Origin of the sequence: uncultured Nocardioides sp., from assembly GCF_947489365.1 — a bacterium.
Taxonomy (GTDB): Bacteria; Actinomycetota; Actinomycetes; order Propionibacteriales; family Nocardioidaceae; genus Nocardioides.
This window is the reverse complement of sequence record NZ_CANLDB010000007.1, coordinates 26396-42816: the sequence shown is the minus strand read 5'-3', so window position 1 is coordinate 42816 and position 16421 is coordinate 26396. Positions and strand designations below refer to the sequence as shown.

Here is a 16421-nt window from a genome sequence, read left to right as displayed (position 1 = left end):
CGGGCCGTGGCGGCCCTGGTCGTGGTGCTGCTCGCCGCGGCCGCCGTCACCGGGGTGGTCCTCACCCGGGGCTCCAGCGGCGTCGAGGTCACCGAGACCGAGCAGAGGGTCGCGGCGAAGGCCGAGCCGGACAGCGGACCGACCGAGCTCGACGTCTCCGTGTTCACCCCCGCCGACGACGCGCCCGGCGCCGACACCGAGGGCCGACGCGCGGCGGTGATGCTCGCGCACGGCTTCGGCGGCTCGAAGGACGACCTGACCGACCAGGCGCGCCGCGTCGCCGCGGAGGGGTACGTCGTCCTCACCTGGTCGGCCCGCGGGTTCGGCGCCTCCGGCGGTCTGATCCACCTCTCCGCCCCCGACTGGGAGATCGCGGACGTCTCCACGCTGATCGACACGCTCGCCGAGCGGGACGACGTCCGCCTCGACGCCGACGGCGACCCCGTCGTCGGCATCACCGGGGCGTCGTACGGCGGGGGAGCGGCGCTCATGGGCGCGGCGTACGACGACCGCGTCGACGCCGTCGTGCCCGCGGTGACCTGGAACGACCTCGGCGCGTCGCTGTTCCCGCAGGGCGCGACGTCCGACGGCGGCGGCCCCGCGGCGGCCGGGGTGTTCAAGGAGCGCTGGGCCGCGCTGCTCTTCGGCGCCGGGCAGGGCCTCTCCGGGGCCGACCCGGGCGCCGTGCTGGACCAGCTCGCGCCCGACGCGGACGCCGACCCGCTCTGCGGACGGTTCGCCCCCCGCATCTGCCGGATCTACCAGGACGCCGCGGTCGACGGCGAGCCCGCGCCCGGCACGCTGCAGCAGCTGCGGCGCCGCTCCTCGCCCGCGCCCGTGCTCGACCGGGTCGAGGCGCCGACGCTGCTGCTGCAGGGCGAGTCCGACTCGCTCTTCGGGCTCGACGCGGCCGACGCCACGGCCCGCGCGCTGACGGAGGCGGGGACGACCGTCGCCGTGCGCTGGGTCGACTCCGGCCACGACACGATCCCGGTCATCGACGACGACGAGCTGCTGGGCCCCGCGCTCGACTGGTTCGACCACCACCTGCGTGGTGGGCCCGACCCGGGCACCGCGTTCGACCTGGTGCTTCCCGCCCCGCCCCTCGGTGACGGCGAGGCCGAGGAGCGCACGGCGCCGTCGTACGCCGTGGTGGCGGACCCGACCACCATCGAGGTCGCCCTGACGGGCGCCACCCAGCCGGTGCTCAGCCCGGCCGGCGGCGAGCCCTCCGCGCTGACCGCGCTGCCCGGCACCGGCGGCGCCCTCGGGGCCCTCGGCGGACTCGGGCAGGGCTACGCGCTCGCCGCCCTCCCGGGCGCTACCGCGACGTTCGAGAGCGAGCCGGTCACCGCGACCACGACGGTGGTCGGCGCCCCCACGGTCGACCTCGAGGTCACCTCCACCGCCGACGACGCGACCCTGTTCGCGTCGTTGTGGCTGGTCGGCGAGGACGGCAGCGCCAGCCTCCCGCGCCAGCTCGTCTCGCCGCTGCGCCTGGAGACCCCCACCCCCGGGGAGACCCGTCAGGTGACGGTCCGGCTGCCGACGTCGGCGTACCGCGTCGAGGCCGGCCAGCGGCTGCGGCTCGTCGTGGCCAGCACCGACTCCGCGTACGCCGTCCCCGTCGAGCCGCGCGCCTACACCGTCGGGCTCGTCGACGGCACCCTCACGCTGCCCACCCCGGCCACCGAGCCCGGCGGGACCACCGGTCGCCTGGTGCCGCTCGGCCTGCTCGCCGGGGTCGGCGGGCTGCTGGCCCTCGCGGTGCTGCTCGCCCTCGTCGGGGCCGTGCGCGGCCGACGCCGCCGCCGTCCCGGGCCGGCCGGCGTGGACGAGGTGCCGCTGGTCGTCGACGGGCTGGTGAAGGAGTACAGCAACGGCTTCCGCGCCGTCGACGGCGTCTCCTGGCGCGCCGAGCGTGGCCAGGTCGTCGGGCTGCTCGGCCCCAACGGCGCCGGCAAGACCACCACGATGCGGATGCTCGTCGGGCTCATCGGCGCCGACGCCGGGTCGGTCAGCGTCATGGGACGCCCCGTCGCGGCGGGCTCCGGCGTGCTCGCCCGGGTCGGCGCCCTCATCGAGGGACCCGGGTTCCTGCCGCACCTCACCGGGCGGCAGAACCTCCGCGCCTACTGGGCCGCGACGGGCCGCCGGCCCGCCGAGGCGGGGTTCGACGAGGCGCTGGCCGTCGCCGACCTCGGTGCGGCCGCCGACAAGCCGGTGCGCTCCTACTCGCAGGGGATGCGGCAGCGGCTCGGCATCGCGCAGGCGATGCTCGGCATGCCCGACCTGCTGCTGCTCGACGAGCCCACCAACGGCCTCGACCCGCCCCAGATCCGCGCGATGCGCGACGTGCTCACCTCCTACGCCGCCTCGGGCCGCACCGTCGTCGTGTCCAGCCACCTGCTCGGCGAGGTCGAGCAGACCTGCACCCACGTGGTGGTCATGCACCGCGGCCGGGTCGTGCTGACCGGGTCCGTCGACGACCTCACCGACGACGCCGGCACGACGTTGGTGACCCTCGCCGACGGCGAGGACGTCGCCGGCGCCGCGCTGCTCATGGGCGGCCTGGCCGGGGTGACCTCGGCCCGGGCGACCGACGACGGCCGGCTCCGGGTCGAGGGCGACGTCGACCGCGCCCGCGTGGTCGGCACGCTCGTGCGGGCGCGGTACGGCGTCGTCGGCGTCGACAGCCGCCGCCACCTCGAGGAGGTCTTCATGGGCCTCGTCGGTGGCGACCGTCCCGCCCAGCTCGAGGAGGCCGCCCCATGAGCCGCCCGCTCCCGCTCCGCGCCGAGGTCGGCCGCCAGCTCGGACGTCGTCGTACCCGGCTGATCCTGGGGTTCCTCCTCGTCCTGCCGCTGCTGCTGGTCGGCGCGTTCTCGCTCGGCGGGGACGACGAGCCCGGCGGGGCGCCGTCCTTCGTCGACCTCGCGCAGACCGGGGCGCCGAACCTCGTGGTCTTCACGCTGTTCGCCTCGACCGGGTTCCTGCTCGTGGTCGTGGTCGCGCTGTTCTGGGGCGACGCCGTGCCTGCGGAGGCCAGCTGGGGGTCGTTGCGCTACCTGCTCACCGCGCCGGTCCCGCGGTCGCGGCTGCTGAGCGTCAAGCTCCTCGTCGCCGCGCTGTCGACCGCCGTGGCCCTCGTGCTGCTGCCGGCCTGGACGATGCTGGTGGGCCTCGTCGCCTACGGCACCGAGCCCTACCGGGGCCTCGCGGGCGAGACCATCGCGTGGGTCGACCTCTGGCCGCGTCTCGGCGTCGCGGTGGCGTACCTGTTCGTGAACCTGCTCTTCGTCGGCGCGCTCGCGTTCTTCGTCGGCACCGTCACCGACGCCCCGCTCGGCGCCGTCGGCACCGCGGTGGTGGTCACCATCGTCTCCAGCATCCTCGACACCATCGACGCGCTCGGCGACCTCCGCGACGCGCTGCCCACGCACTTCCAGTTCGCCTGGGCCGACGTCCTCGCCGCGGACGTCGACGCCTCGGCGATGGCTACCGGGGCCACCTGGTCCGTCGGCTGGGCGGTCCTGCTGCTCGGCGCGTCGTACGTCGTGTTCGCGCGCAAGGACGTGCTGACCTGACGCTGACCTGACGCTGACCTGACCCGGGCCGCCCTCGCGGGCCCTCAGGTGCTGCGCGCGCTCAGCCCGCCGTCGACCGGCAGCAGCACCCCGTTGACGTACGCCGCGCGGTCGCTCATGAGGAACAGCGCCGCCTCGGCGACGTCCCAGGGGCTGCCCATGCGCCCCGTCGGGCTCGCCGCGGCCCGGGCGGCGCGCTGCTCGTCCAGCGCCGTGGCGTCCTCGACGACGGAGCGGCCGACCAGCGGGGTGTCGATGAGGCCGGGGAGCACCGCGTTGACCCGGATCCCGCGGTCGGCGTAGGTGAGGGCGAGGGAGACGGTCAGCTGGTTCACCCCGGCCTTGGCGGCGCTGTACGCGGGGTAGGTGTAGCCCGTGGCGCGGATGCTCGCCGTCGAGGAGACGTTGACGATCGCGCCGCGGCCGGCGTCGAGCATCGCGGGCAGCACGTGGCGGACGGTGAGGTAGCAGCTCGTGAGGTTCACGGCGAGGGCCTGGTCCCAGCGCTCGCGGTCGAGCTCGCGGACGTCGCCGACCACGGGCGCCCCGACGTTGTTGTGCAGGCCGGCCGGCGGGGCCCAGACCTCCGCGACCCGGCGCACCGCCCGGGCGACGTCGTCCTCGAGGCAGACGTCCGCGGTCAGGGCCAGCGCGGTCCCGCCCTCGGCGGCGATCTCGGCCGCGACCCGCTCCGCCTCGTCGCTGTCGCGGTCCAGGCAGGCGACCGCGGCGCCGGCCCGGGCGTAGGTGCGCGCGGCGGCCTCGCCGTTGCTCACCGCCTCGCCGCTGGAGCCGGCCCCGCACACGAGCACGACGGTGCCCTCGAGGTCCCCGGAGCGGCCGGTCGGGTTGGACGTCGGCACGGCGGCTCCGGGGGGTGGTCTCGTCGACGAGGCGGGGGACGGGTCGCCCGTCCATCGTGGCCCGTGCGGTACGCGTCGGCACCCGTCGTGGGCCGAGCCCGGGACGACGGCCTTCCTCTCCCTGTAGGAGGCTGCGTAGGCTCCGGCCGTGCTGGCGCAGGTGCAGGCGGTGATCGACGGGCTCGCCGAGCGCCTGCAGCGCTCGGTCGTGGTCAACGACCCGGACGTGCGGTTCCTCTGCGCGAGCCCCCACTACGGCGACGAGGACCGCGTGCGGACCGAGGCGATCCTGCAGCGTCAGGCCGGTGCCGGCGCGGTCGGCCACGTCCTGGCACAGGGAGTGGGGCGCTGGAGCCGCCCCGGCACCATCCCCGGCGAGCCCGCGCTCGGCATGCACGCGCGGCTCTGCGTGCCCGTGCGCTGGCGCGGGGAGATGCTCGGCATGGTGCTCGTCGTCGACGCCGAGGGGACCCTCGACCCCGCGGAGGTGCACCAGGTCGTCGCGGTGGCCGAGGAGGTCGCGGTGCTCCTGCTGGCGGGGCGGTCCGAGGCCGCGCACCGGGACCGTGAGCCGCGGGACGCCGCCCTGGACAGCCTGCTCGACGCGGTGCTCGACCCCGCGCCCGCCGTCCGACTCGACGCGGTCCGCGCCGCCGGAGGGCTGCTCGACACCGCCGCGACCCCCTGCGTGCAGGCCCTCGTGCTCGCCGCGGTGGGCCACGACCCCGGACGTGAGGTGGAGCCCGCGCACGCGGCGGCCGCGCTGCGCCACGCGGTCGGGTTCCGGGACGCCCGGACCCCGGCGCGCACGGTCGTCACCGTCCGCGACACCGACGCCGTCGTCCTGCTCGTCTCGGCCGAGCCCCTCCCGCGTGCCGTCGTGACGGCGTACGCCGAGGGCCTGGTGCGCCGGGCGGACGAGCTGTCCGCCGGACGCTTCGACGCGGTGGTCGGTGTCGGGACGGGGCACCACGGCTGGGGCGAGGCGTGGCGGTCGGGGGAGCAGGCCGTCGTCGCGAGCCGTGGCGCGGGCACGGCCGTCCCGGGACCGGTCGCGGCGTGGGAGGACCTGGGTGTCCACGCCGCGCTCCTGCAGGTCGGCCGGGCCGGGTCGCCCGGGGCGCCCGTGCTGCCCGACGAGCTGGAGCGGCTGCTGCGGGTCGACACCGACGGGCGCCTCGTGCACACGCTGCGTGTCTTCCTCGACCGGGCGGGCAACATCCCGGCGGCGGCCGACGAGCTGCACGTCCACCGGACGACGCTCTACTACCGGCTCGACCGGATCCGCACGCTCGCCGGGCTCGACCTGGACGACGGCCGGGTCCGCCTCGCGCTCCACGTCGGGCTCGCGATGGCCGACCTCGCGGCTTGCGACAACGGGAGGAACACCGGGCCGGCGCTCTCGTCGGGTGACGGTGGTCACGTGACGCCCGGCGTCGCATGCTCGGCGCCATGACCGAGCTCCTCACCCGCGACGGCACCCGGCTGCACTACACCGACTCGGACCCCGCCGGCTCGCCCGAGCGGGCGCTCGTCGTCCTGCACGGCTGGTCGCAGTCCGCGGCGGTCTTCGACCGTGCGGCCGCGCTGCTGGCTCCCGACCGACGCGTCATCACCCTGGACCACCGCAACCACGGCGCGTCCGGTCGCAGCGAGGGCGGGGCCCGGGTCGCCACGCTGGCCGCCGACCTCGCGGAGCTCCTCGAGGACCTGGGGCTGTCGTCGGTGCACGCCCTGGGCCACTCGCTCGGCGCCTCGGTGCTCTGGTCGTACGTCGACGCCCACGGCACCGGCCGGCTCGCGTCGACCACCCTGGTCGACCAGCCGAGCGTCTGCGCGATCCTGCCGTGGCTCGACGCCACCGAGGCCGCCGAGGCCGGGGCCATCGTCGACTTCGCCGGCGCGGAGGCCTTCGTGGCCGCGATGCTGACGCCCGAGGCGGAGGCGGCCCGCGCAGCGTTCCTCACCTCGATGCTGAGCCCCGACCTCGGGCAGGCCGACCGCGACTGGCTGCTCGAGCAGAACCTGCTCCTGCCGATGCCGTACGGCGCCAAGCTGCTGAACGACCACATCATGCAGGACTGGCGCGACGTCCTGCCGCGCATCGACGTCCCGACGCTGGTCGTCGGCGGCGAGGTCAGCCACGTGGCGCCGGCGTCCCAGGAGTGGATCGCCGCCCAGGTGCCCGGGGCCCGGCTGCGGATCTTCTCCCGGGAGGAGGGCGGCTCCCACTTCCCGTTCTTCGAGGCACCGGAGGTGTTCTGCGAGGAGCTGCGTGGCTTCCTCGCCGAGGTCGACGGCACCGCCTGACCTCCGGGCGGCCCGCGCCCCGGCCCGGCCGGTCACCGGTCGAGGGTCCCCAACTCTTGGGATGCGGCGGGGTGCTCCCGCGGCGCACCGTGGAGGTGGGTCGGACCGCGCCCCCCGGGTCGGCTCACCAGTCACCGGTCGCGTCGGCCGGGCGGCGCAGGCCTCGGACATCCCCCCTCTCGTTCGGGGCCCGCCCCCGTGTCACGGCGCCCGCGCGTCAGCGCGGCGGACCGGTGGCTGGTGGGTCCGGGAGGGTGGTCGGTGGTCGTGGTCGGGCGACGTACCCCATTTGGGGTATCCCACGACCTCATCGAGGGGCGTAACGTGGGTCCCGCCACGTCTCGGGACTGCAGGGGGGAGAAAGGGGCCGGGCGCTGTGAGGGCGGCGCCCCGGCTCCGGGGTCCGTCGCGGCCATGGGGAAGCAAGTCGTCGGTGGGGGGCCCTGTCGGTGCATCCGAGGGGGAGCAATGAGTGTCCGAAGCATGCCGAACGGGGTCTGGAGCGGGGGCGGCACGGCCGTCGTCGTCGCGGTGCTCGCGGCGCCGCTGGTGCTGCTAGCGACGCAGCCCGACCTGCCCGCCGAGCGCCTCCTGGCGCACGGTGGCCTGAACGTCGCCGTCATCGGGCTGGGGGTGTCCCTGGTCCTCTACGTCCACTGGCGCCTGGCGACCCACCCGGCCGTCGCGTGGCTGGTGGCCGCCGTGACCGCGGTGGCGACCCAGGCGGCGCTGCTCGAGACGCTGTACGTCGCCGAGCCCGAGCGGATGGCCCGTGGCGCCGGCTGGATGCTGGTCGTGCACGTCGGTCTCTGCCTGGCGCTCCTCGGTGGGGCCACCGCGGTCCGGCGCGCCGTCCTGCTCGTGGACCCGTTCTTCCTCGGGCTGGCCCTCGGGCTGGGGACCGCGGGGCTGCGCTGGGTCCTCGTCGACCTGGCCCCACCCCTGTCGCCGACGTACGCCGTGGTCGTGGTGCTCTCGCTGGCGCTCCTGGTGGGCGGTCTCGCGGTGGCGAGGGGCATCAGCCGCGTGCCCGGGCTCCCGGGATGGGTGGTCACCCGGCTCGGGGGAGCCGTCGCGCTCCTCGTCGTCGGCGAGACCGTGATGCACCTCGCGCCCGGTCTCGGCGTCGGCCCGTCGGCGTACCTCCTGACCACGGTCTCCCACGTCTGGGCCGGGGTCCTGCTGCTGGCCACGAGCATCGCGCTGCTCCGCCACTCGATCCGCGAGGGCCACCAGGTCGTCGCTCGGCTGCGGGCGCGTCTGGCCGAGCTCGAGGAGCAGGACAGGGCCGACCGGGCCCGGCTGCACGAGATCGGGGCGACCGTCGCCGGGATCGCGTCGGCGTCGGCGCTGATCCAGGACGCGGAGGCGATGACCCCGGGTCACCGGGCACGGCTCACCGAGATGCTGGGGTCGGAGACCGCACGGCTCGAGCGGCTGCTGGCCGCCCGTGACCCCTCGGCCCTGGAGCCCGTCGACCTGGACGAGGCCATCCGCCCGCTCGTCACCCGGATGGGGGCCCGGGGAGTGGAGATCGAGTGGAGCCCGAGCGAGGTGCAGGCGCGGGGACGGCCCGACGACGTCACCGAGATCGTCGGGATCCTCCTCGAGAACTCCGCCTGCCACGCCGGCGGTGAGGGGCTGTCCGTCGACGTCCGGCCGTGCCGCGACCGCGTCGAGATCGTGGTGTCCGACGACGGCCCGGGGATCGCGCCGGGCCTGCGCGACTCGCTGTTCGACTGGGGCGTCCGGGGTCAGGGCTCCACCGGTCAGGGCATCGGTCTCCACGTCGCGCGACAGCTCGTGACCGACCAGGGAGGGCACCTCCGACTGCTGCACGACCCCGACGCCGGTGCCTCCTTCGTCGTGGACCTACCAGCCGTCAGGAGCTCCGCCCATGCCGTCGCCGGGCTCGCGAGCTAGGGGCCGCCTCGCCATCGTGGAGGACCACGTGCTGCTGGCGGACGCCCTCGACATGACCCTGTCGGCGGAGGGGTTCGACGTCCGGCGCATCGACCCCCCGGTGGACGAGACGATCTCCACCGCCCTGCTGCTCTCGACGATCCTCCGGGCCCGGGCCCAGATCGTCCTGCTCGACCTCGACCTCGGGCTCGCCGGGGACGGGGTGCGGCTGATCGGCCCGCTGGCGCGCGCCGGCGCGCAGGTGGTGGTCCTGACGGCGTCGCCGGACCGGGGACGCTGGGGGGAGTGCCTGCGCCACGGCGCCCGGGTGGTGGTCCCCAAGAGCCATCCGCTCCGCGAGGTCGTGACGAGGGTGCGTCGCATGCAGGAGGGGTTCCCCGTGATGACCGTCGCGGAGCGGGACGACCTGCTGCGGACCTACTTCCAGCAGCGGCAGGAGGTCGACGAGCTCAACACCCGGCTCGGGAGGCTGACGCGGCGCGAGCAGCAGGTGCTGGACCACCTGGTCGAGGGCAGGACCGTGCGCGAGATCGCGGAGCGGGCGGTGGTCGCGGAGGCGACCGTCCGCACCCAGGTGAAGTCGATCCTCGCCAAGCTCGAGGTCTCCTCGCAGCTGGCGGCCGTCGGTGTCGCGCACCGCGCGGGCTGGAGCATGTCCCGCACCTGACCCGCCCCCGGCACCGGGGCCCCGACGGTCCGCCCCTCCACGCCTCGGAGCGGGCGGACGCCGGTGCGCGCCCGGGCGGGCCCGGGCGCTGGACCCGGCCATGGGCGGCGGTCCGCGGCGCCGCGGGACATGCCCAATTTGTGGCATGCCCCCCGGTCGGGGCGCTCCTACTGTGACGCCACGTCGACGTCCGGGAGCCGACTCCAGGATGCCGATCACAGGGGAGGGGTGGTGGGGGTGACCGCGACGACACCGGTCTCGACCCCGCTGGCGCCGGCGCTGGCCGACGAGGTCCGACGCCAGGGACGACGGCTGCGGGCAGGCTCCTGGTCCCGCGGACTGCGCCCCGCCCTGGACACAGGTGGTGCGGTCGCCGCGCTGGCCCTGCTCGCCTGGCTCGACGGCCCGCTGCCGTCGTACGCCTGGGCGCTGCCGGTGGTCTGGCTCGGGCTGCTGCTCGGTGCCGGCGCCTACCGCGGCGGCCGCGAGTCGACCGCCGTCCGGACCGTCGGCGCCGGCGGGGCGCAGCTGGCCCTGGGGGCCGCGGTGTCCTCGGTCGTGGTCGGCCCCGCCGTGGACCTGGGCCGGCTCCTGCTGCTGACAGCGACGGTCACGGCCCTCTCGACCACGCACCGCGTCGCCGCGGCGGCGTGGCGGCACACGCGGAGGGAGCCCGTCGTGCTCGCGGGGGAGCCGGACGAGGTCGTACGCATCCTCGTCGAGCTCCACACCGCCACCGACCGCCGCTGGGAGGTCGTCGGCGTCTGCCTGCCGGAGGCCGAGCCGGGCGTCGGCTTCGGGGTGCCGGTGACCTCGGGCTTCACCCACCTCACCGCCGCCGCCCTCGACAGTCGCGCCGCCACCGTCGTCGTCGCCCCGGGCGGTCGACTCGACCCGGCCTGCCTGCGCCGGTCCGCCTGGGCGCTCGAGAGCGCCGGCATCGACCTGTACGTCGGCACCGGCCTCCTCGACGTCTCACCCTCACGGGCGCGGCTCGTGCGCGCCGGGGGCCTGCGGATGCTGCACGTCCAGCCCGCGCCCAGCCACGGACCCCGCCGGTGGGTCAAGGAGGTGGGGGAGCGCGTCGTCGCCGCGTCGGTCCTCGCCCTCGCGCTCCCGCTGATGGTCGGCGTCGCCCTGGCGGTGCGCCACGGGTCCACCGGACCGGCGATCTACCGACAGGTGCGCGTCGGCCGGGACGGACGCGCCTTCACGATGTTCAAGTTCCGGACGATGACCGACGGCGCCGACACCGTCGTCGACGACCTCGCCGCCCGCAACGACTGCGCCGGCGGCGTGCTGTTCAAGATGCGACGAGACCCCCGCGTGACCCCGCTCGGCGCCCGGCTCCGCCGCTACTCGATCGACGAGCTCCCGCAGCTCGTCAACGTCGTCCGCGGGGAGATGTCGCTGGTGGGACCCCGCCCCGCGCTGCCCGCCGAGGTCTCGGCGTACGACGTGGACCCGACGCGCCGCCTGGCCGTGAAGCCCGGGCTGACCGGCCTGTGGCAGGTCTCGGGCCGCTCGGACCTGTCCTGGGAGCAGACGGTCCGCCTCGACCTCGCCTACGTCGACAACTGGTCGCTGGGGCTCGACCTCACGATCCTCTGGCGCACCGTCGGGGCCGTGCTCGGCCACCGCGGCGCCTACTGACCGCACCGCCACCACCCACCGGCTCCGGGAGGAACCATGAGCGTCGAGACCGTCGAGACCGTCGAGACCGTGCTGGCCCGAGCCACCGGGGTCGCCCGGGTGCCGGCGTCGGAGACGCGGCCGTGGGGGTCGTGGCACGTCGTCGACACGGGCCCCGGCTACCAGGTGAAGCGCCTGGTCGTCCTGCCCGGCCGGCGCCTGTCGTACCAGACCCACGAGCACCGCAGCGAGCACTGGGTCGTGGTGCGCGGTCGCGCCACCTGCACCCTCGACGGGGAGGTCCGGGTGGCCGGCCCCGGTGAGTGCGTCGACGTCCCGCGGGGGGCGGCGCACCGGCTCGCGAACGCCGAGGGCGACGACCTCGTCGTCGTCGAGGTGCAGCGCGGCGCCTATCTGGGCGAGGACGACATCCGTCGCCTGAGCGACGACTACGGACGCCGCGACGCCTGATCCCCGCCCGGCGAGACCGGGCCCCACGCCCCGACCGGCCCCGTCCGGGGGTCGGTCGACAGGCGTGCCCGGGGGTGCCCGGGGCCGGTCGGCGCGGGTCGCGACGGGCGCCGGATCTCATCGATTTCGGGCACGCGGACGGCGCGGCGCGCACGAACACTGTGATCGCCGCAGGGCCGCCGGGGGCCGACCGCGACACAGGAGAACAGCCGGACGCGCGAGACGCGTCCCCGGACACGAGGAGCACGAGATGCGGCGGTCGAGGACGTTCTGCACCGGGGTGGGGGCGGCACTGCTGCTCGCGACCCTGTCACCCGCGTACGCGGGCACCCAGCACGACCGGGTGGTCGCGACCAACCCGGCCGACACGGTCCCGGTGATCGAGGACGGTGCCGGGGCCTTCGGCGTCGCCACGGTCGGTGGCACCACCGTCGTCGGCGGCAGCTTCACGCGGGTCAGGCCGCGCGGCGGGACCGCGGTGACCCGCGAGAACATCGTCGCCTTCGACTCCAGCGGCCGGATCAGCACCACCTTCACGCCGGACATCGCGACCCGGGTCTGGGACGTGGTCCCCGCCGGCGACGGCGTCAGCGTCTTCGTCGGGGGGCAGTTCTCGAACGTCGACGGGGTCGCGCGGACCAACCGGATCGCCCGCATCAACGTCACCACCGGCCAGGTGATGTCGTCGTTCCGGTCGCCCGGCTTCGACAACATCGTCACGGACCTGCACGTCGCCAACGGCCGGCTCTACGTGGGCGGGTACTTCAAGACCGTGGGCAGCACGCCCCGCGTCGGCCTGGTCGCCCTGGACGCGGCCACCGGGGCGGTGACGAACCACCTCGACCAGGTCACCTTCGCCGACGTCTTCCGCGACTCGCCGACCGCCTCGATCCCGTCGGGCAACCGCGGGGTCGGCGTCGAGAAGTTCGCGATGACGCCCGACGGCTCGCGCCTCGTCGCGATCGGCAACTTCCGCACCGTCTCCGGGCAGCCCCGGGTGCAGGTGGCCGTGGTGAACACCGGGACCGCCCAGGCGACGGTCAGCGACTGGTCGACCTCCCGCTTCTCGATGGCGTGCTCGCAGAACTTCCCGACGTACACGCTCGGGGTCGACGTCTCGCCCGACGGGAGGTGGTTCGCCGTCGCCACGGGCGGGGCGTTCTACGGCGGGGTGGCCTCCGGCACCCTCTGCGACTCCATCAGCCGCTTCGAGCTCGACCGGACGGGGCCCGAGCAGCAGCCGACCTGGGTGGACTACATGGGCGGCGACACCAGCAACGCGATCCACGTCACCGGGTCGGCCGTCTACATCGGCGGGCACTTCCGCTGGACCAACGACCCCTTCGCCGGGGACGCCGCCGGACCCGGGTCCGTGGGCCGCAAGGGGATGGCGGCGCTCGACCCCCGCAACGGTCTCCCGCTGTCCTTCAACGCGGGCAAGCTGCCCCTGCGGTGGGGCGTCAACCGCTTCGTCTCGACCGACCAGGGCCTCTGGGTGGCCCACGACGGCGACACCCTCGGCAACGAGGCCACCGGCAGGGTGGGCCTGATGCCGCTGACCGGCGGCAAGGCCGTGCCCGCCGACAACACCGGCTCCCTGCCGGGCGACGCCTACCTGGCGGGCACCCGGGGCGTCCCGACGGGGCCGAGCCCGGTCCTGTACCGCGTCAACGCGGGCGGCCCCGCCGTCCCCGCCACGGACTCCTACGCCGACTGGGCGGCCGACCTCGACGCGAGCTCGCCGCTGCGCAGCACCGGCAGCACCGCCGCGTCGTGGGGCCAGGCCTTCACCAGGACCCCGCAGGTCCCGGCCTCCACCCCGACCGAGGTCTTCTCCGACGAGCGGTGGGACCCGAACGGCGACCCGCGCATGCAGTGGGACTTCCCGGTGCCCGCCGGGGTGCCCGTGCAGGTCCGACTCTCCTTCGCCAACGGCTACGGCGGCACCGGTGGTGTCGGGCAGCGGGTGTTCGACGTGGCGGTGGAGGGCTCGACGGTCCTCGACGACTACGACATCGTCGCCGACGCCGGCGGCGACTCGAGGGGCACCACCCGGACGTTCGACGTGACCAGCGACGGCAACGTCGACATCGACTTCTCCCACGTGGTCGAGAACCCGCTCGTCAGCGCGATCGAGCTCGTGCGCACCGACGTCACGCCGATCGACACCAGCACCGACGACGTCTACCGCACGGGGTTGACCACGACCGGCGCCACCGGCACCACCCAGGTGGGCTCGGGCGGGGTCGACTGGAGCAGTGCGCGCGGCGCCTTCATGGTCGACGGTCGCCTCTACACCGGGTGGGCCGACGGCACCTTCACCTGGCGTCCGTTCAACGGCACGACCTTCGGCACCCCCCGGACCGTCGACCTGAACGAGCTGACCCAGTTCTCCACGGAGCTGGCCGGCGTCCGGGGCATGTGGTTCGACCGGCTGACGGGGCGTCTCTACTACACGCTGCGCGGCCAGAACCAGCTCTACTACCGCTACTTCACCCCGGAGAGCTCGGTGGTGGGCGCGGTGCGGTTCTCCCTCGGCTCGCCCGGGGGGATCGACTGGGCCGGCGTCACCGGGGGCTTCCTGGCGGGTGGTCGCCTGCACTACGCCAGCAGCGACGGGGCCCTGCGGTCCGTGGCCTGGCAGGACGGACCCGTCGGGACCGGCACGGTCCTCAGCGGCCCCGACGTCGACGGTCGCCAGTGGGGGAGCGGAGCCCTGTTCCTCCGCGCCCCCTGAGCCCAGCTCCCGGCACGGCGCGACGGCGACCCCATGCGCCGACCGCGCCGTGCCGGGTCCCCGACCCGCGCCCCGACCCGCGCCCCGACCCCACCCGACCGCACCCGACCCGAGCGACCGATCGACCGCCGAGGAGGCACCCGTGTCCCAGACAGTCCGCCCCGTCCGGGGGGTCGCGATGCCGGCGTCGGTCCGGGCCGTCCGACGGGCGACGCCGCGGCCCGCCCAGCTCGCCCTGAAGTCCGCCGTCCGCCGGTTCGGGGCCGCGACCGGTTCGCAGCGGCCCCTGCCCGACTACCTGATCATCGGGGCGAAGAAGGGCGGCACGTCGTCGCTGACCAACTGGCTGCTCCAGCACCCGGACAACCTGCGCATGTTCCCGTCGTACCAGCCGTTGAAGAGCCCCCACTTCTTCGACATCGGCTTCCACGAGGGCGTGGACTGGTACCGGGGCCACTTCCCGACCGCCCGCACCCGCGCGCGGCACCCGGGGGCGATCGTGGGCGAGGCCAGCCCGTACTACATGTTCCACCCGGCGGCCGCCGCCCGCGCCCGGTCGGTGGTGCCGGGGGCCAAGGTCCTCGCCGTCCTCCGGAACCCGGTGAGCCGGGCGTACTCGAACTACTGGGACCGGGTCTCGGCCGGCACCGAGACGATGCCGACCTTCGAGGCCGCCCTCGAGGCCGAGCCGGCCCGCCTGGCGGACGTCGACCACGAGCGCCTGCGGCACGACCCCTCCTACTACTCGCTGGCGCACGACCAGTTCACCTACCTGGCGCGCGGTCGCTACCTCGAGCACCTGAGCACGTGGCTCGACACCTACCCCCCGGAGCAGGTGCTGGTCCTGCGGGCCGAGGACATGTACGCCGACCCGGCCGCGGAGTTCGCGCGCGTCCAGCGCTTCCTCGGGCTGCGTCCGTGCTCCGCGATCGACCTGCGCACCTACAACGAGCGGTCGAAGCCGCCCATCGACCCGCGGACCCGCGCGTGGCTCGCGGAGTACTACCGGCCCCACAACGCGGCGCTCTCCGAGCGCCTCGGCCGTGACCTCGGCTGGGACTGACCCGGCGCACGACTACCTGACGAGGTGACCCATGACCGTCTGCATCGCACACGACTACTGCACGCAGCGAGGCGGCGCCGAGCGCGTCGCCCTGACGCTCCTCGAGGCCTTCGACGACTCGGTCCTCGTCACGTCCCTCCACGAGTCCCGCCGGACGTTCGCCGGGTTCGGCGATCACCCGGTGCGGACCTCCCACCTGCAGAAGTACGTCGTGCTCCGTCACGACCCGCGCCGGGCCTTCCCGCTGCTCGCGCACGCCTGGGACCGCATGACGCCGCCGGGCTCGTCGGCCGTCATCTGCAGCAGCTCGGGCTGGGCGCACGGGCTGCGGGTGCCACCCGGTGTGCGCAAGCTCGTCTACTGCCACAACCCGGCGCGCTGGCTCTACCAGGCCGAGGACTACTTCGGCGACCGTTCCCGGGCGGTCGCGGTGGCCGCGCGCTCGATGTCGCCGCGGCTGCGGCGGTGGGACCGTGACGCCGCGGAGTCCGCCGACCTCTACGTCGCCAACTCCAGCGCCGTGGCCCGGCGGATCAAGGCGGTCTACGGCATCGACGCCGTCGTGGTGAACCCGCCCAGCGCGCTCGACCCGTCCGGGCCCCGGCGTCCGGTGCCGGGCGTCGAGCCGGGCTACCTGCTGAGCGTCGGGCGGGCTCGCGGCTACAAGCACATCGACGTCGTCGCCGAGGCCGTCGCCCGCCACGGCACGGCCCGGCTGGTCGTCGTCGGCGGGTACGACGGCGTCGAGGCGCTGCGGAACGTCACCCGCCTGCAGGACGTCTCGGACGACGAGCTGCGGTGGCTGTACGCGAACGCCACGGCCGTCGTGTCGCTGTCGCACGAGGACTTCGGGCTCACCCCCGTGGAGGGGTTCGGCTTCGGCACCCCCGCCGTCCTCCTGCGGGACGGGGGGTTCCTCGACTCGATGGTGGAGGGTGTGACCGGCGTGTTCGCGGAGGCCCCGACGCAGGAGGCGTTCCTGGAGGCCCTCGAGCGCCTGCCCGGCTCCTACGACCCCGAGCGGACCCGCCGGCACGCCACGCGATGGACGACGGCCGCCTTCCAGCGCACCGTCCGGGCGCTGCTCGCGGGCGACCGCACGCAGGTCGGCGCCGGGGCCTGAGCCGCAGCCCCGGCCGGGCCCGCCCGCGCGCCCGGGCGGAGCGGG

The 16421-nt window shown here is 75.3% G+C and carries 12 protein-coding genes; 11 read left to right on the top strand and 1 reads right to left on the bottom strand.

The window, feature by feature from the left end; genetic code table 11:
• Positions 1-6 precede the first annotated feature (6 nt).
• The gene (locus tag Q0858_RS17450; protein ID WP_299057139.1) at positions 7-2775 is read left to right on the top strand and encodes an alpha/beta fold hydrolase; all 2769 of its coding nucleotides are present in this window, start codon (positions 7-9) and stop codon (positions 2773-2775) included.
• The gene (locus tag Q0858_RS17445) at positions 2772-3587 is read left to right on the top strand and encodes an ABC transporter permease (RefSeq protein ID WP_299057137.1); all 816 of its coding nucleotides are present in this window, start codon (positions 2772-2774) and stop codon (positions 3585-3587) included. The genes Q0858_RS17450 and Q0858_RS17445 overlap by 4 nt, the downstream gene beginning before the upstream one ends.
• Positions 3588-3631: 44 nt before the next feature.
• Here the strand turns inward: Q0858_RS17445 and Q0858_RS17440 are convergent, their stop codons facing one another.
• Positions 3632-4450: an SDR family NAD(P)-dependent oxidoreductase gene (locus Q0858_RS17440; protein WP_299057134.1), complete on the bottom strand. Its 819-nt coding sequence runs from the start codon at positions 4448-4450 to the stop codon at positions 3632-3634.
• A 148-nt stretch (positions 4451-4598) separates the two neighbouring features.
• On the opposite strand from Q0858_RS17440, the gene Q0858_RS17435 reads away from it, so the two are divergent.
• From Q0858_RS17435 to Q0858_RS17395, 9 genes are all read left to right on the top strand, one after another.
• The gene (locus Q0858_RS17435; protein WP_299057132.1) at positions 4599-5906 is read left to right on the top strand and encodes a CdaR family transcriptional regulator; all 1308 of its coding nucleotides are present in this window, start codon (positions 4599-4601) and stop codon (positions 5904-5906) included.
• Positions 5903-6760: an alpha/beta hydrolase gene (locus Q0858_RS17430; protein ID WP_299057130.1), complete on the top strand. Its 858-nt coding sequence runs from the start codon at positions 5903-5905 to the stop codon at positions 6758-6760. Before Q0858_RS17435 ends, Q0858_RS17430 begins: the two co-directional genes overlap by 4 nt.
• 483 nt (positions 6761-7243) lie before the next feature.
• Positions 7244-8683, top strand: a complete 1440-nt coding sequence (locus Q0858_RS17425; protein ID WP_299057128.1) for a HAMP domain-containing sensor histidine kinase — start codon at positions 7244-7246, stop codon at positions 8681-8683.
• 16 nt (positions 8684-8699) lie between these two features.
• A complete protein-coding gene (locus tag Q0858_RS17420) occupies positions 8700-9350 on the top strand; it encodes a LuxR C-terminal-related transcriptional regulator (RefSeq protein ID WP_299057125.1) in 651 nt (216 codons plus the stop codon).
• A gap of 237 nt (positions 9351-9587) precedes the next feature.
• The gene (locus tag Q0858_RS17415) at positions 9588-11003 is read left to right on the top strand and encodes a sugar transferase (RefSeq protein WP_299057123.1); all 1416 of its coding nucleotides are present in this window, start codon (positions 9588-9590) and stop codon (positions 11001-11003) included.
• Positions 11004-11039: 36 nt separating this feature from the next.
• Positions 11040-11453, top strand: a complete 414-nt coding sequence (locus Q0858_RS17410) for a phosphomannose isomerase type II C-terminal cupin domain (RefSeq protein ID WP_299057121.1) — start codon at positions 11040-11042, stop codon at positions 11451-11453.
• Positions 11454-11703: 250 nt separating this feature from the next.
• Positions 11704-14190, top strand: a complete 2487-nt coding sequence (locus Q0858_RS17405) for a malectin domain-containing carbohydrate-binding protein (protein WP_299057118.1) — start codon at positions 11704-11706, stop codon at positions 14188-14190.
• Positions 14191-14332: 142 nt separating this feature from the next.
• Positions 14333-15253 carry a sulfotransferase domain-containing protein gene (locus Q0858_RS17400; protein ID WP_299057116.1) on the top strand — a complete coding sequence of 307 codons (921 nt, stop codon included), beginning with the start codon at positions 14333-14335 and terminating at the stop codon, positions 15251-15253.
• A gap of 31 nt (positions 15254-15284) precedes the next feature.
• Complete coding sequence (locus Q0858_RS17395) at positions 15285-16376, top strand: glycosyltransferase (RefSeq protein ID WP_299057113.1); 1092 nt, start codon at positions 15285-15287, stop codon at positions 16374-16376.
• Positions 16377-16421: the final 45 nt, after the last annotated feature.

Excerpts from the sequence above, each read along its gene's own strand:
- Q0858_RS17445 (WP_299057137.1), top strand. The coding sequence starts at position 2,772 with ATGAGCCGCCCGCTCCCGCTCCGCGCCGAGGTCGGCCGCCAGCTCGGA.
- Q0858_RS17430 (WP_299057130.1), top strand. The coding sequence starts at position 5,903 with ATGACCGAGCTCCTCACCCGCGACGGCACCCGGCTGCACTACACCGAC.
- Q0858_RS17425 (WP_299057128.1), top strand. The coding sequence starts at position 7,244 with ATGCCGAACGGGGTCTGGAGCGGGGGCGGCACGGCCGTCGTCGTCGCG.
- Q0858_RS17410 (WP_299057121.1), top strand. The coding sequence starts at position 11,040 with ATGAGCGTCGAGACCGTCGAGACCGTCGAGACCGTGCTGGCCCGAGCC.
- Q0858_RS17405 (WP_299057118.1), top strand. The coding sequence starts at position 11,704 with ATGCGGCGGTCGAGGACGTTCTGCACCGGGGTGGGGGCGGCACTGCTG.
- Q0858_RS17395 (WP_299057113.1), top strand. The coding sequence starts at position 15,285 with ATGACCGTCTGCATCGCACACGACTACTGCACGCAGCGAGGCGGCGCC.